The organism is Brevundimonas sp. P7753, assembly GCF_013386595.1.
GTDB classification, from domain to species: Bacteria; Pseudomonadota; Alphaproteobacteria; order Caulobacterales; family Caulobacteraceae; genus Brevundimonas; species Brevundimonas bullata.
Genome location: NZ_JACARP010000020.1, coordinates 23369 through 39158, shown reverse-complemented (window position 1 = coordinate 39158; position 15790 = coordinate 23369). Strand labels below are relative to the sequence as shown.

General features: G+C 68.3%; 12 protein-coding genes. 8 read left to right on the top strand and 4 right to left on the bottom strand.

The window, feature by feature from the left end; all coding sequences use genetic code 11:
* Positions 1-43: 43 nt before the first annotated feature.
* The gene (locus tag HX774_RS04635; RefSeq protein WP_178824646.1) at positions 44-1774 is read left to right on the top strand and encodes an amidohydrolase; all 1731 of its coding nucleotides are present in this window, start codon (positions 44-46) and stop codon (positions 1772-1774) included.
* 8 nt (positions 1775-1782) lie between these two features.
* Here HX774_RS04635 and HX774_RS04630 read toward each other — a convergent pair whose 3' ends face one another.
* On the bottom strand, positions 1783-3597 hold the full coding sequence (locus HX774_RS04630) for a heparinase II/III family protein (protein WP_178824644.1): 1815 nt from the start codon (positions 3595-3597) through the stop codon (positions 1783-1785).
* Complete coding sequence (rpe, locus tag HX774_RS04625; protein ID WP_178824642.1) at positions 3594-4274, bottom strand: ribulose-phosphate 3-epimerase; 681 nt, start codon at positions 4272-4274, stop codon at positions 3594-3596. The genes HX774_RS04630 and rpe overlap by 4 nt, the downstream gene beginning before the upstream one ends.
* A gap of 220 nt (positions 4275-4494) precedes the next feature.
* On the opposite strand from rpe, the gene HX774_RS04620 reads away from it, so the two are divergent.
* Both HX774_RS04620 and HX774_RS04615 read left to right on the top strand, forming a co-directional pair.
* Positions 4495-4911 (top strand): DUF2141 domain-containing protein, encoded by a 417-nt coding sequence (locus HX774_RS04620; RefSeq protein ID WP_178824640.1) that lies wholly within the window; start codon positions 4495-4497, stop codon positions 4909-4911.
* 24 nt (positions 4912-4935) lie between these two features.
* Positions 4936-6399, top strand: a complete 1464-nt coding sequence (locus HX774_RS04615; RefSeq protein ID WP_178824638.1) for a carotenoid oxygenase family protein — start codon at positions 4936-4938, stop codon at positions 6397-6399.
* A 314-nt stretch (positions 6400-6713) separates the two neighbouring features.
* Here HX774_RS04615 and HX774_RS04610 read toward each other — a convergent pair whose 3' ends face one another.
* Both HX774_RS04610 and HX774_RS04605 read right to left on the bottom strand, forming a co-directional pair.
* Positions 6714-7481, bottom strand: a complete 768-nt coding sequence (locus HX774_RS04610; protein WP_178824636.1) for a LytTR family DNA-binding domain-containing protein — start codon at positions 7479-7481, stop codon at positions 6714-6716.
* Positions 7481-8212: a TetR/AcrR family transcriptional regulator gene (locus tag HX774_RS04605; protein WP_178824634.1), complete on the bottom strand. Its 732-nt coding sequence runs from the start codon at positions 8210-8212 to the stop codon at positions 7481-7483. Before HX774_RS04605 ends, HX774_RS04610 begins: the two co-directional genes overlap by 1 nt.
* 234 nt (positions 8213-8446) lie before the next feature.
* Here HX774_RS04605 and HX774_RS04600 point away from each other — a divergent pair, with 234 nt between their 5' ends.
* The 5 genes from HX774_RS04600 to sucD all read left to right on the top strand — a co-directional run bounded on the left by HX774_RS04600 (position 8447) and on the right by sucD (position 15627).
* Entirely contained in the window at positions 8447-10732 is a 2286-nt protein-coding gene (locus HX774_RS04600; RefSeq protein WP_178824632.1) for a TonB-dependent receptor, read from the top strand.
* A 141-nt stretch (positions 10733-10873) separates the two neighbouring features.
* A complete protein-coding gene (locus HX774_RS04595; protein ID WP_178824630.1) occupies positions 10874-12409 on the top strand; it encodes an MFS transporter in 1536 nt (511 codons plus the stop codon).
* A gap of 158 nt (positions 12410-12567) precedes the next feature.
* Positions 12568-13758 carry an ADP-forming succinate--CoA ligase subunit beta gene (gene sucC / locus HX774_RS04590; protein WP_114817162.1) on the top strand — a complete coding sequence of 397 codons (1191 nt, stop codon included), beginning with the start codon at positions 12568-12570 and terminating at the stop codon, positions 13756-13758.
* 53 nt (positions 13759-13811) lie between these two features.
* Positions 13812-14711, top strand: coding sequence for a glycosyltransferase family 2 protein (locus HX774_RS04585; protein ID WP_114817161.1), 900 nt, complete (start codon positions 13812-13814; stop codon positions 14709-14711).
* 13 nt (positions 14712-14724) lie between these two features.
* A complete protein-coding gene (gene sucD, locus HX774_RS04580) occupies positions 14725-15627 on the top strand; it encodes a succinate--CoA ligase subunit alpha (RefSeq protein WP_178824628.1) in 903 nt (300 codons plus the stop codon).
* Positions 15628-15790: the final 163 nt, after the last annotated feature.

Sequence of the window (15790 nt, the reverse complement as noted above, 5' to 3'; positions counted from 1 at the left end):
GCCATAGTCGTGCGGTCGGGGAACGCCGAATTCGGAGTTCGACATGTGCTACGCGTGCAACTCGGGACTAGCGACCCTGACGTCCCTGATGGCGTCTCGGCGCAGTGTCTTGGCCGGGGGCGCCGCCGCCTTCGCCCTGCCGTCCCTGGCCCGCGCCGCGCCGCAGAGCGCCCGTCAGGGCGGGGCGGAGTTCCTGTTCCTGGGCGGTCCGATCATCACCATGGACCCCGCCCGGCCGCGCGCCGAGGCGGTCGCTGTCGCGGACGGCAAGATCCTGGCTGTCGGCTCCCTGTCCGATCTGGAGGGCCTTCGCACCCCCTACACCAAGGTCGTCGACCTGGAGGGCGGCGCCCTGCTGCCCGGGTTGAACGACCCGCACATGCATACCGTCTTCGTCGCCTTCGAGGACTGGATCGACGTCGGTCCCTTCGCCTCGAAAGACATGGCGGAGGTGGTCGCCAAGCTGAGCGAGGCGGCGGCGAAAGCCGCGCCGAACCAATGGGTCAGAGGCTGGCAGCTTGATCCCTCCATCACCCCCGGCGCCACGACGATCGACCTGGCCCTCCTGGACCGGATCGCGCCGAACAACCCCCTCTTCCTGCTCGAGTCCAACGGGCACATCGGCTATGCGAACGCCAAGGCCCTGGAGATTGCGGGGGTCACACGCGACACGCCCGATCCGCCCCAGGCCCGCTATATTCGCGACGCGAACGGCGACCTGACCGGACGGCTGGAGGAGGCCGCCTCCATGGCCCCCTTCATCATGAAGATGCCCATGCCGGATGCGCAGCAGACACGGGCGGCGATCGGGCGGCTGTTCCAGAAGGCTGCCAGCCGCGGATGCACCGGCCTGTTCGACTGCAGCATCGGGGCGCAGGGGATGGGGGACCTCGACATCCTGCGCGACGTCATGGGCGAGGACCCGCCTGTCCGCTACGGCGGGACCCTGGTGTCCACCAACATGAAGCTGTGGAAGGAGGCGGGTCTGAAGCCAGGCATGGGCGACGACCGCTTCCGCATCTCGGCCATCAAGGCCTGGTCCGACGGCTCGAACCAAGGGCGCAGCGGCTATCTGCGCGAGCCCTATCTGAACTCCGACAGCCGGGGCTCGCTGAACTACACCCCCGAGCAGCTGACCGCGGCTATCCGAGAGGCCCATGAGGGCGGGTGGCAGGTCTGCGTCCACGCCAACGGCGACGCCGGGATCGACACCACGCTGGACGCCTATGAGGCGGTGCTCAAAGACCTGCCCGGTCCCGATCACCGCCACAGGATCGAGCACTGCACCCTTCTGCACGACGATCAGATCGCACGGATGAAGGCGCTGGGCCTGTCGCCGTCCTTCCTGATCGGCCATGTCTATTACTGGGGACGCGCCTTCCGCGACGACATCCTGGGCCCGGCGCGGGCGGAACGGCTGGACCCCTGCGCCTCTGCGCTCAGGGGCGGCTTGCGGCCCACGCTGCACTCGGACTGGAACGTCACTGAAATCGAGCCGCTGCGCATGGTCGAGAACGCCGTGACGCGGATCATGCGCGACGGCGGCGAGGTGCTCAATCCCGCCGAGCGGGTTCCCGTCGAGACGGCGCTGCGCATGGTGACAGCCGACGCCGCCTGGCAGTGCAAGCGCGACTTCACCGGGGTTCTGGCGCTCGGGAAGGCGGCGGACCTGGTGGTCCTGGCGCAGGACCCGACCAGCGTCGATCCTACCCAGCTGCGCCATATTCCCGTTCGCGAGACCTGGCTGGACGGGAAGCGCCGCTTTGAGGCCTGACGCCTAGGTCAGTGCGGGTCGCCGGCCGCCCCGGCGGGGCTGAGCTTCCAGCGGATCTTGGTGTCGGCGTCGGTGCGGGCGGAGCCGCGGACGACAATCTGCAAGGAACGCCGGGTCAGGCCCTCGTCGACGTGGACGGCGGGTTCGATGGCCACGTCGGGGCCGTCGCTGCGGAACCACCAGCCGCGACCCGAATAGCCGCGCAGCAGGATGGAGCGGCGGTCGCGGGCCAGCGACGCCTGAACGCCGGGCTCCAGCTGGAAGCGCAGGGCGTAGGGGGCGGCGATGGCGCGGGTCACGTCCGGGCGGTTCTCGGGCGGATGCAGGCGTTCCTCGGCGCGCAGTTCGTCGAGGCGCTGATCCAGATAGAGGCGACGCTGATGCATCAGGCCGTAGGCCGGCATCCAGCCGTCGTGCTCGACCTCCAGCCAGACGGCGCCGTCGCCTTCGCGGTGGTCGCGGTTGACGTGCAGGGTCGGGCCGACCAGGCGCGGGCCCAGCAGCTCGGCCTTCCAGCCGGACAGGGGCTCGCCCAGGGGCTGCTCGCCGAGCGTCAGGGTCGAGGCCCCCGGCGTCAGGCGCAGGGCCTGACGATCCAGGGCGCGCGGGGTCCAGCCGGCCGAGGTGAACAGGCGGTCACGGCCGCAGACGACCTCCAGCGCGGCCGGCTGACCGCAGGCGGCGGCCGACCAGGCGCCGCGCGCCGGGGCGTCGACATCGACCATGACGGTCAGCAAGGGGCTGGAGATGCGCACCAGACCGCCGACCGCGCCGCTGGGCGGCGGGGCCGGCGTGTCGTCATGGGTGCGGGCGGCAGAGACTCTTTCTGGCGTGGATGGCCCTCCGCCCTGGAAGGCTGCGAGGCGGCCGTCGGGCAGGGCCAGGACGCGCAGCGCCGTGGTCAGGCGCGAGATGGCGGCGGCGACCGGCTCGGGCGTCGGCTCGGACAGCTGGGCCAGGGCGTCGTCCAGGGTCAGCAGGTCGAGCAGCAGCTCCAGTCCCATTTCCGGTGCGCGGGCGGCGTGATGGCCGTCGGCGGCCACTGTGGCTTCCAGCGCGGCGGGCAGACGTTTCAGGGCGGTTCGGCGGATGCCGGCGCCGGCCTTGCCCGCCAGGGCGCAGCCGGCCACGGCGGCGGCGGTCAGGCGCTCGGCCCGGCCCATCAGCCCGCCGGGCGGACGCAGCAGCTGACGCGCTTGCCGCGCCAGGATGTCGGTCAGGCGCAGGCGCTCGGCCTCGGTCGCGACCTGGGCCAGGCGCCGTCCGGCGCAGGCCAGATGATAGGTGCGCCGCGCCAGAATGTCGGGGTCCCACGAGAAGGGCGACCAGCGGTTGAAGGTGTCGTCCCAGGCCAGGGTCAGGGCCAGGGCCTCGCGCAGGCCGCGATCCCCGTGCGCCATCATCTCGGCCATCCAGGCGAAGGCGTGCAGCTCGACGGCGAAGGCGCGACTGGGCGTGGGGCGGTTCCACAGGTCAGCGGGACCCTCGGCGTCGAGGCTGAGCCCGGCCAGGGTGAAGCGGCCCGACAGCAGGGGGCGCGGCGCCTCTTCGCGCAGGGGGCGGAAGTCGCGGGGGCTGACGGCGAACCCTTCGGCGCGGGCGCCCTTCAAGGTCATGGTGTAGCCGGGCAGGCCGTACAGCTCGATCCACAGCTGGCGGGCGGCCAGTTGTCCGGCGACGGCGCCCCACAGGGCCGGATCGGCCTTTGGGCCGCTGGCCGAGCGCACCGGGGTGCGAACGGGCGCGCCCTTCAGGCCGGGGATGTGGCCCTCGGTCAGTCCGCCTTCCGTTTCGCGCGCGGCGAAGGGGCCAAGGGGGCTCACGCGGCGGCGGCTTTCAGGGCCTGGATGTTGGCGGCGTAGGCGTCGGGCCCGCCCTTGAAGACGAAGGAGCCGGCGACCAGGGCGTCGGCCCCGGCGGACAGGCAGGCCCCGACGTTGTCGGCGATGACGCCGCCGTCGACCTGCAGGTGGGCCTCGGACCCGGCGCGGTCGAGGATGGCGCGGGCGCGCTCGATCTTGTTCAGCGAGGAGGGGATGAATTTCTGACCGCCGAAGCCCGGGTTGACCGACATGATCAGCACCAGATCGACCAGATCGACGACCTCTTCGAGGATCGACAGCGGGGTGGCCGGGTTGAAGACCAGACCAGCCTTGGCGCCCAGCTGGCGGATGCGGCCCAGGGTGCGGTGGACGTGGGGGCCGCTTTCCGGGTGGATGCTGAGGATGTCGGCGCCCGCCTCGCGATAGGCCTCCAGCCAGTTGTCGACCGGGGCGCACATCAGGTGGACGTCGAACGGCAGGCGGGTGTGAGGGCGCAGCGCCTTCACGACGTCCGGGCCGATGGTCAGGTTGGGCACGAAGTGGCCGTCCATGACGTCGACGTGGACCCAGTCGGCCCCGGCGGCCTCCAGGGCGCGGACCTCTTCGCCCAGCTTGGCGAAGTCGCTGGCGAGGATGGAGGGGCAGATCAGCGGGGCGGTCTGGACGGACTGGGTCATGGGTCTGCGATTTACGGCCATGGCGCGCGGGGGGCAAGCCGGGCCGCTGACGCAGGGGCCGCGACGGGCGGCGGCGCGGGTGGTCGTTGGCGCTTCGCGAACGGTCGGCGGTGGTCGTTGGCGAAGGCGGAGCGGTCGAGGACGCAAGGCCGCTGGCGAGGCGGGGCGGCGCGGGAGAGGAAGACGGCGACATCTTCAGCCGTCCCCGAAAGGACCTCTTATGACCCGCATCCTCGCCGTCGCCGCCCTGCTGGCCTTCGCCGCTCCCGTCTTCGCACAGTCCGCCGACAACCGCCTGACCCTGACCTTTGAAACCGGCGCCGAGACCGGCGCGATCATGGTCGCCCTCTATGACAGCGAGGCCGCCTATGAGGGCGGGCAGCCGGCGCGGGTGGCTCAGGTCAATGTGGCCACGGGTCAGCATGAGGCCGTGTTCGACCTGCCCGCCGGCGCCTATGGGGTTAAGGCCTTCCACGACGTCAACGGCAACGGGCAGATGGACACCAACCCCTTCGGCATGCCGACCGAGCCCTTCGCCTTCTCCAATAATGCGGTCGGCAACATGGGGCCGGCCAAGTGGGATCGCGCCCGCTTCGAGGTTTCGGGCGCCACGGCCCAGACCATCCGCATCCGCTAAGTCCAGACGCCCGGAGAGACCGCCATGACCCCCAACCGTCGCACCCTGTTCATGGGCGCCGCCGCGCTCGCCGCCGCCCGCGTCCTGACCCCCGACAAGGCCTATGCCGCGCAGGCGATGGCGGCGACCGCCGACTGGTCGCTGGCCACCGCCGATGTCGAGGGCGACGTGGCGCCGCGCGGCCTGGCGCTGGTCCACGGTCGGGCGCCCGCAGGGTTGTCGGGCAGTCTCTATCGCAACGGTCCGGCCAAGTTCCGGCGGCCGGGCGGCTCGGCCCAGCACTGGTTCGACGGCGACGGCCTGATCCGACGCTGGCGCATTGAGGACGGGCAGGCGACCCTGGCCGCTCGCTTCGCCGACACGCCCAAGCGCCGTCAGGAGGCCGAGGTCGGCGCCATGCTGATGCCGGGCTTTGGCACGGTGGCGGACCCGCGCGCCAAGATCGGCTCAGCCGACGACGCCAGCCCGGCCAATACCTCGGTCCACAAGGTCGGCGGCAAGCTGTGGGCGCTGTGGGAGGCAGGCTCGCCCCTGGCCATGGACCCTGAGACGCTGGAGACCGAGGGCTTTGTCGCCCTGCGTCCCGATCTGAGGAACATGCCCTTCCTGGCCCATCCACGCATCGAGCCGGATGGCCGCATCTGGAACCTGGGGGTGAACGGGCGTCAGGCCATGGTCTGGCGGCTGGCGGCGAACGGTACGCTGGAGGCGGCGGAGGTCATCGCCCTGCCGCGCGCCAGCTATATCCATGACTTCAGCGCCACGGCCCGGCATCTGGTCATCGTGCTGCAGCCCTGGGTGCATACGCGCAACGTCATGCCGATCTCGGCAGGCTTCGAATGGACGCCGCAGGCCGGGACCCAGGTCCTGGTGATCGACAAGTCGGACCTGACCCAGCGCCGGATCTATGAGCTGCCGCCCTTCGGCTTCTTCCACGCGGGCGACGCCTGGGAAGAGGCGGACGGTACGATCCGTCTGGATCTGTGCGCCCACAAGGACATGGATTTCGCCGCGCGTGGCGCCCACGAGGTGTTGAACGGCGTGCCATTGGGCGGCGAGCCGGCCGAACTGGCCATGGTGGTGCTGGAGTCCGGCGGGCGCGGACGGCTGGAGCGGACCGGGGTGGTGGGCGAGTTCCCGCGCAGCGACCCACGCCGCGCCGGGCTGGCGCGCCGTTTCAGCCTGCACACGACGGGCGAGCGCGCCGACCGGCCCCTGGCCTCGGCTGTGGCGGTCACCGACTGGACGTCAGGCCGCACGCGGTCGTTCGACTTCGGCCCCGGCCATGTGACCGACGAAATGGTCTATGTGCCCAAGCCCGGCGGGACGCACGAGGCCGACGCCTGGCTGGTCGGCCCGACCATCAACCTGAAGGCGGGGGTCAGCGAACTTCACGTGCTGGACCTGATGCAAATCGAGGACGGCCCCGTCGCCACCTGGCGCGCCGACGTGGCCCTGCCGGCGGCGTTCCATGGGAACTGGGCGTAGGAAGAACGTGGCCTGATCCGGATCGAACCCCTCAACGTCGCCGACTTCGCCGGGATCAAGGCCCTGGCTGACCGCGTCTCCAGTCTCATCGGCGCCCTAGTCAACAATGCCGAGATCGGGCGCGCTGGGCCAGTCCGAGAGCGCTTCAAAGTCGTTGCGGGGGCAGGCGGCTGAGCGCCACTAGCGAGAGACCGACTAGAAACGTGGTGATTGAGGAGACGCCCAGATCAGTCACGCAGCGGTATAGGCCCAGGCAAGAGACAGCCGCGCCCAAGAAGAAAACCAGTTTGTTTCTCATTTGGAAGCCACAGTCCTTACCACCATCCCGCCTCGCGCAGCGCCCGCGCGTAGCGGCGGCTGACGGGGGCGGTGAGGTTGTCGGTCAGGGTCAGGGCGGCGCGGCCGTCGCCGCGAGCGACGGAGGCGACGGCGCCCTTGGCCACCCACCAGCTGCGGTGGGTCTGGGCGCCTTCCAGGCCTTCCAGTTCGGCAAGCGCATCAGACAGGCGCATCAGGATCAGGTCGGACCCCCGGTCGGTGTGCAGGCGCAGGTAGTGATCCTCGGCCTGGACGGCGATCAGGCGGGCGCCGCGCAGTTTCGGCGGCAGGCGTTCCAGAAAGCGGGCCGGGGCGGCGCCGGGGGCGGCGGCGTGAGTCTCGACTGGCGTTTCTCGACCCAGGAAGACGTTCAGAGCGCTGAGGACGGCGGTGATCAGGGCGACAGGGGCGAAGAAGTGGATCAGGGCGTCGGCGTGGCGCAGCCGCCCTTCGAACAGCAGGCCGGTCAGGGCCCAGACCACGACGGTCAGGGGGCCTGTGATGATCAGGGTCAGGGCGGCGGTCGCCAGCCAGGGACGGGCGTCCACGTCGATGAAGCGGCCGATCAGGATGCCGCAGGCGTGCCCCCACAGGCCGCCGACCACCAGCAGGGGAATCCAGTAGGCCAGACGCTGGGCCAAAGGCGCGCCGCTGGAGCCGAAGGCGCCGCTGAAGGCCAGGAAGACGCCGGCGATGGCGGCCACGATCAAGCCGCGTAGAAATTCACGCGCCTTCGACCTCGGCGAAAGATCGGGCAGGCGCATCAGCCGCTCTGCTTGGGAGCGCATACCGCGCGGAAACCGGCGGCGGCGAAGCGCACCATGTAGTCGCAGGCGCTGTCCAGATCGCCGGACTTGCACAGGCCGCCGGACAGCCGGTCCAGACGGCCGGTCTCGCCCAGGGTCAGGGTCAGGGCGCCCGACAGGTTGTGCCAGGCCCAGTAGAGGTCCTCGTCGCGGGCCTGTGGCAGCAGGCGCCTGACGAGCTCCAGCAGTCGGATGATGGCCGGGTCGAAATAGCGAGCCATGGTCTCGCCGCCGAAGGCCGGGTTGGCGTTGGTCTGGGCCACGAGGGCGGCGTAATGCTTCCACCCCGGCCCGCCCTTGAGCGACCACTGGAACGGCGGACGCAGAAAGGCTTCGAACAGCCCCTCCAGCGTCATGGCCTCGCCCGCGGCCTCGGCGTAGCGATCGACGGCGGCGACGCGTTCGCTGTTCCACACCTCGGCGCGGCGGATGAAGACGGCGTCGAACAGGGCCTTCTTGGCTCCGAAATAATAGTGGACCAGGGCCGTATCCACGCCGGCCTCGCGCGCCACCTCGCGGATGGTGACGCCGTAGAAGCCGTGCTTGGAAAACAGGTCTTCGGCGGCGTTGAGGATGGCGTCGCGGGTCTCGCCCGCGCCGGCGGCCTTGGTCTTCTTGGGCCGACCGCGACGGGCCGGGGCGGGCGCGACGGGCGGCAGGGTCGGGGCGAGATCGTCGTCACGTGTCATGCGCGCAAGCTAGAGCGAAATCGGTTCAGATGCGATTGTCTGTGAACCCAGATATTCGCTCCGGCTCGAGGCGTGGTTTGAGCTGCAGTGCAACGGCGCCACAGGGGCGGCGGATTTGCGGCGGCTTTCAGCGTGGCCGTTTGACAGATCGGCGAAAGAGCGGCACGTTCCGGGAAAATCATTGAACGCTGAATAAAAGCGTCGATTGGGCTGGAAACAGAGATTGGGATGCACATGAACAGACTCGTGAAGACCGCCTTGCTGGCGGGCGCCGCCATGGGCGCGATCGCCTCGGCCGCCTATGCGCAGGATGCGCACGCCCAGAGCGGGGCGCAGGACGCGCAGCCGACATCCAGCGTCGAAGACATCATCGTCACCGCCCGCCGCACCGAGGAGTCGGCGCAGAAGACCCCTCTGGCCCTGACGGCCTTCAGCGGCGAGACGCTGGAGCGTACGGGCGCGCAGCAGGTCACGGACCTGCAAGGCGCGGTGCCGAACCTGAACCTGGTCCAGGGCCGCGGCTCGTCGAACTCGACCAACATCTATATCCGCGGCGTGGGCCAGCCGGACGCGCTGCAGACCTTCGACCCGGCGGTCGGCGTCTATGTCGACGACGTCTATTACAGCCGTATCCGCGGCAGCCAGTTCGACCTGCTGGACCTGGAACGCGTGGAAATCCTGCGCGGTCCGCAAGGCACCCTCTACGGCAAGAACACCATCGGCGGCGCCATGAAGCTGGTGTCGCGTCGTCCGGGCCAGGAATTCCGCGCCCGCGCCTCGGCGGCCTATGGCGACTATGACCTGATGGAGTTCCAAGGCGCGGTTTCCGGCCCGGTGACGGACACCCTGGCGTTGGGCCTGTCGGCTCTGCATTCGGAGCGCGGCGGCTATGTCGTCGATCCGGCCACCGGCGCGGAATACAACGACAAGAACACCTCGGCCGCTCGCGCCAGCCTGGCCTGGGACCCGACCGCGACCTTCCGCGTCGACCTGAACGTCGACTATTCGAAGGACGACGCCGGCATGACGGTGGGGCAGGCGACCAACAGCCTGTCCTATCTGGGCTATGGCGTGGCCTATCCGGTGCCGACGCCGACGCCGGAGTACGACTTCAAGACGCGCACCACGCCGGGTCTGCCCAACGAGACGCGGCTGGAGACCTGGGGTACGGCCCTGCGCATGACGTGGGACCTGTCCGACGCCCTGACGCTGAAGTCGATCACCAGCTATCGCGAGCTGAACACCGACGACTACATCGACTTCGACGCCACCCAGCTGGAGATCGCCGACGCCCTGGTGGCCGTGGATCAGAAGCAGACCAGCCAGGAGCTGCAACTGACCTATGACAGCGGTCCGCTGACGGCGGTCGGCGGCCTGTACTGGTTGAAGGAGGACGTGTCCTCGCACCAGGAGAGCTACAACGACGACCTGCTGGGTCCGCTTTACGGCAACGCCACCTTCATCCGCTATATCGACGACGCGCTGGAGACGACGTCCAAGGCCGCCTACGCCAACGTCAGCTACGCGGTGACAGACGCTCTGCGCCTGTCGGCCGGCGTTCGCTACACCAAGGAAGAGAAGGACTACGCCCGTTCGACCTCGGTGGTGAGCAGCTTCCTGTTGAACGGCCTGCCGATCCTCAACACCAGCTACGCCTTCGCTCCGCCGACGGGCGAGTGGGAGGACACCTCGATCATGCTGTCGGCGGACTATCAGCTGTCAGACGACGCCATGGTCTATGCGCGCTACGCTCAGGGCTTCAAGTCGGGCGGCTTCAACGGTCGGGCCAACTCCGTGAGGGAGTCCACCGTCTATGCCCCCGAAACCGCCGACACCTTCGAGGTCGGGGCCAAGACCACCTTCTGGGATCGTCGCTTCCGTTTGAACGCCGCCGCCTTCATGACGAAGTATGAAGACTTCCAGGCGCGTGTCGCGGGCCAGGATGTCGATCCGATTTCCGGCGTGCCGGAGCCCAAGCTGTCGGTGCTCAATGCCGGCCAGCTGGACATCTTCGGCTTTGAACTCGAAAGCGTTCTGGCGCCGATCAACGGTCTGATGCTGGACGCCCAGGTCGGCTTCCTGAGCGCCGACTACAAGGAGTTCAAGGACGAGAGCTTCCCGGCCTTCGGCAATAGCCGCGCCTTCCAGGACCCGGCCTTCTCGCCGAAGTGGACGGTGCGGGTCGGCGGTCAGTACGAGTGGGCGCTGAGCGGCGGGTCCTCGGTGACGGTCGGCGGGGCGGCCAAGTATCGGTCGCGCATGGCCCTGGCGGTGGACAACACCCTGGGCAACACCGACACCGAACTGCCCGGCATGTACCAGGACGCCTACTGGCTCTACGACGCCCGCGTCGTCTGGTCGGATGCGGCGGACCGCTACAGCGTCGGCCTGTACGGCCAGAACCTGGCGGACGAGGTCTACAAGACCGACGCTCAGGAGTTCTCCGCCATCGGCAACATCCGCACGGCCTACTACGGCGCGCCGCGCACCTGGATGGTCAAGGTCACGGCCAAGTATTGATTGAACGATCTCCCCAACGCCTGATCATCTGATCGCGGGCGGCGGTCCAGACTGGACCGCCGCCCTTTTTCTTTGGCGCCGCCGAACGGCGCCGCTACCGTCGCCGTCAAACAAGAAACCGCACGCTCGAGGGGGCACGTCATGACCACGTCCGGGACCGCAGCGCCGCAGGAGGCTGCCGAGCCGCCCGTTTCGGCGGGCTATCGCTATTACGTCCTGGCGATCCTGGTCTTCGTCTACATGCTGAACTTCGTGGACCGGCAGATCATCGGCATCCTGGCGGCGCCGCTGAAGCAGGAGTTCCAGCTGTCGGACAGCCAGTTCGGCCTGCTGGGCGGCATCGCCTTCGCCTCGGTCTATTCGACCCTGGCCATTCCCCTGGCCTGGCTGGCGGACCGCTCCAGCCGGGTGTGGATCATGACCGGGGCTTTGACGGTCTGGTCGGGCTTCACCGCCCTGTGCGGGATCGCGGGCTCGTTCGGCCAGCTGTTCCTGTTCCGCATGGGCGTCGGGGTCGGCGAGGCGGGCGGCGTGGCCCCGGCCTATTCGCTGATCGCCGACTACTTCCCGCCCAATCAGAGGGCGCGGGCCATGGCCGCCTTCGCCTTCGGCATTCCGCTGGGCACGGCGGGCGGCACCCTGATCGGCGGGCTGCTGGCGGCCCAGTACGGCTGGCGCACCGCCTTCATCGTGGTCGGCGTGATCGGGGTTCTGGTCGCGCCGATCCTGAGGCTGACGGTTCGCGATCCGAAGCGCGGCGGCGCGGATGCGGCGGCGGCCAAGTCCGCCAACTCGGCAGCGGCGGTCGTGGCTCCGGCGCTGGTTCTTCCGGCCGACGACGGCCTGGGCCGCAAGGTGGCGCTGGCGGCCTTCGGCATCGCGGGGGGCATGGCCCTGCTGGCGGGCCTGTCTCTGGCGGGGGTCGGCGCGGCCAATCCACTGATTCCGGCCTTCGGCGCCGGACTGTTCGCGGTGATCGGCGTTTCGCTGCTGATCGCCCGCAGGACGGGTTCGGTCATCATGCGCAAGAAGAGCTTCTGGCTGCTGGCCCTGGGGGCGGCCTCGTCTTCGGTGTGCGGCTATGGCGTGGCGGGCTGGCTGCCCCTGTTCTTCATGCGCAGCTTCGACCTGACCCTGGCCCAGGTCAGCTGGTATTACGCCGGCATCGCCCTGATCGGCGGCCTGTTCGGCATCTGGATGGGCGGTTCGGTGGCGGACAAGCTGGCGCGGCGCTCAAAGGGCGCCTATCCGATGGTGCCGGCGGTGGCCTTCCTCATCTCGGCGCCCTGCTTCATCCTGGCCATGAACTCGCCCTGGCTGATCGGCCTGCTGCCCGGCGGCGGCAGTCCCGCCCTGGCCCTGACCGTGGCCTTCCTCATCTTCCTGATCCCGACGGGCCTGAACCTGGCCTGGCTGGGCCCGGTGACGGCGGCGGTCCAGCATCTGGCCCCGGCGCCGATGCGCTCGACGGCCTCGGCCATCTTCCTGCTGATCAACAACCTGCTGGGGCTGGCGGTCGGCTTCTTCTACTTCGGCTGGATGAGCGACCTGCTGCGCCCGACCTTTGGCGAGGAGAGCCTGCGCTGGGCCATCTACACCGGCATGGGCTTCTACCTGCTGTCGTCGGCCCTGCTGTTCGGCGCCTCGCGCACGCTGAAGAAGGACTGGGTCGACTGATCCAGCCCCGCCGGACGCTGAACCGAGCTAAGCCGTTTCGCGCATAAGAAAAGCTTGGGGGGAGCATAAGGCGACGAACGGTTGCGTCTGCGAAGGGCCGACGCCTATAAGCGCGACCAAAGTTTCCACAAACCTCCTCCCAACGGCGCGGATCAGACATGAACATTCACGAGTATCAGGCCAAGCAGGTTCTCAAGGCCTTTGGCGCTCCGGTCGCCGAAGGCGTCGCCATCACCTCGGCCGACCAGGCCGAAGCCGCCGCCAAGCAGCTGCCTGGCCCGCTCTATGTGGTGAAGTCGCAGATCCACGCCGGCGGCCGCGGCAAGGGCAAGTTCAAGGAACTGCCGGCTGACGCCAAGGGCGGCGTGCGCCTGGCCTTCTCGATCGAGGACGTGGTCAAGAACGCCAAGGACATGCTGGGCAACACCCTGGTGACGGCTCAGACGACCGACGCCGGCAAGCAGGTCAACCGCCTCTATATCGAAGACGGCGCCGACATCTCGCGTGAACTGTACCTGTCGATCCTGGTCGACCGCGCCTACGGCCGCATCGCCTTCGTCGTCTCGACCGAAGGCGGCATGGACATCGAAGCCGTCGCTCACGACACCCCGGAAAAGATCATCACCGTCGTCATCGACCCGACGGCCGGCGTGACCGAAGCCGACTGCGCCGCCCTGTCGGACGCGCTGAAGCTGGAAGGCGACGCCCGTGAAGACGGCAAGTCGCTGTTCCCGGCCCTGTACAAGGCCTTCGTCGAGAAGGACATGGCCATGCTGGAAGTGAACCCGCTGATCGTCATGGAAAACGGCCGCCTGCGCGTTCTGGACGCCAAGGTGTCGTTCGACGGCAACGCCCTGTTCCGTCACCCCGACATCAAGGAACTGCGCGACGTCACCGAGGAAGACGCCAAGGAAATCGAAGCCTCGGAATGGGACCTGGCCTACGTCGCCCTCGACGGCAACATCGGCTGCATGGTCAACGGCGCCGGTCTGGCCATGGCGACCATGGACATCATCAAGCTGTACGGCAAAGAGCCGGCCAACTTCTGCGACGTCGGCGGCGGCGCCGGCAAGGACAAGGTCGCGGCGGCCTTCAAGATCATCACCGCTGACCCGGCTGTCCAAGGCATTCTGGTCAACATCTTCGGCGGCATCATGAAGTGCGACGTCATCGCCGAAGGCGTGGTCGCAGCCGTCAAGGAAGTGGGCCTGAAGGTGCCGCTGGTGGTGCGTCTGGAAGGCACCAACGCCGAGCTGGGTAAGAAGATCCTGAACGAGAGCGGCCTGGCCATTACGGCTGCAGACGATCTCGACGACGCCGCCCAGAAGATCGTCGCGGCGGTCGGCTGACGTCAACCGCTCACGGCCCTCGCCCTTGGCGGGGGCCTGGTTGGAGTGAGCCCTTGGTCAAGTTCGAAGTCGTTGCAATGGTCCTGGCGCCGGAGCAGCACATCGCCACCTTCGTCGCCCATTATCGTCAGAGGGGCGCGGATCGCATTCGCGTCTTCTTTGACGGCGATGCGGCGTCGATCGGCCCTTTCGAAGGGGCCGAGATCGTGGCGTGCGACGACGCCTTCTGGCGTGACCTGGGCATGGCGCGGCCTTACGGCGTGGAGAACCGCCAGCGTGCGGTTTACAATCACGCCTATCGGCAGTCGGCCGCAGACTGGCTTCTGGTCGTGGACGTCGATGAGTTCATTCTCGGCGACGACGCGATCAGCGATCTGTTGTCATCCATCGCGCCGGAGCGGGAATCCGTCATCTTCCGCTCGGTCGAGGCCGTCTACTCCGACCGCCATGATCTGAGCCGGGAATACGGCGCCGCCTTCTTCCGGAAGCCCTACGGCCGCCCCTACTGCTCCGTCCTGCCGCATCTGGTCTATCCCGGAAGCGGCGGGTGCTTCACCAAGGGCCTGTTGGGTCATGACATGGGCAAGCACGCGGTTCGCACCGGCATCGCCGACATCGTGGTCGACATCCACGAGTCCAAGCGGAACGGAGAGCCTCTGGACGCGGCCCGGAACGTTCCGGGTCGCTCGAAGAAGCCGCTGCTGCTGGCTCACTATGACGCCATCAGTCTGGAGCAATGGCGCGCCAAGTGGGATCGCCGTCTGGAGGCCCAGGACCTGCTGGAGGCCGGCCGAAAGCGGACCCGACAGTTCGAACTCTACGCCGCCGCGCGGCGGCAGGGGACGGAGGCGCAGTTGTTTCGGCGGCTCTATGCCCTCGGCGCGTTCCAGACCTTCCTGCTCAGCTGCCTCAACCTGATCATTCCTCACAAACCTAACGACCTGACCGTTTAGAGAAAGTCTTCCGATGTCCATTCTCGTCGACAAGAACACCAAGATCATCGTGCAAGGCCTGACCGGCAAGACCGGCGGCTTCCACACCGAGCAGGCCCTGGCCTACCACGGCACCCAGATGGTCGCCGGCGTGCACCCGACCAAGGGCGGCACCAACTGGACCGGCTCGCACGGCGAAACCCTGCCCATCTACGGCTCGGTCGCTGAAGCCAAGGAGCGCACGGGCGCCGACGCCACCGTGATCTACGTCCCGCCGGCAGGCGCGGCCGACGCCATCATCGAAGCCATCGAGGCCGAGATCCCCTTCATCACCTGCATCACCGAAGGCATCCCGGTGCTGGACATGGTGCGCGTCAAGGCGCGCCTGGACCGCTCCAACTCGCGCCTGCTGGGCCCGAACTGCCCCGGCATCCTGACCCCGGAACAGTGCAAGATCGGCATCATGCCGGGCAACATCTTCTCCAAGGGCTCGGTCGGCGTCGTCTCGCGTTCGGGCACCCTGACCTATGAAGCTGTGTTCCAGACCACCAACGCCGGCCTGGGTCAGACCACGGCAGTCGGCATCGGCGGCGACCCGGTCAAGGGCACCGAGTTCATCGACGTCCTGGAAATGTTCCTGGCCGATCCGGAAACCCACTCGATCATCATGATCGGTGAAATCGGCGGCGGCGCCGAAGAAGACGCCGCTCAGTTCCTGATCGACGAAGCCAAGAAGGGCCGCTCCAAGCCCATGGCCGGCTTCATCGCCGGTCGTACGGCTCCGGCCGGCCGCACCATGGGCCACGCCGGCGCGATCGTTTCGGGCGGCAAGGGCGATGCGGAATCGAAGATCGCTGCGATGGAGGCTGCGGGCATCCGCGTCTCGCCGTCGCCGGCGCGTCTGGGTCACACGCTTCTCGAAGTGCTGAAGGGCTAAGAACCCCTTCAAAAATAAAAGAACGATGTTCCGGGGCGAAATTTAGCGTCCCGAGACCTTTTAAAACGCCCTCGGAATCGTCCGGGGGCGTTTTTTCTTGCGGATTCGACCAATTTCCACCCGCATCGCCCCGCTTCGGTCATGACCAGTAAGGAAACACGGC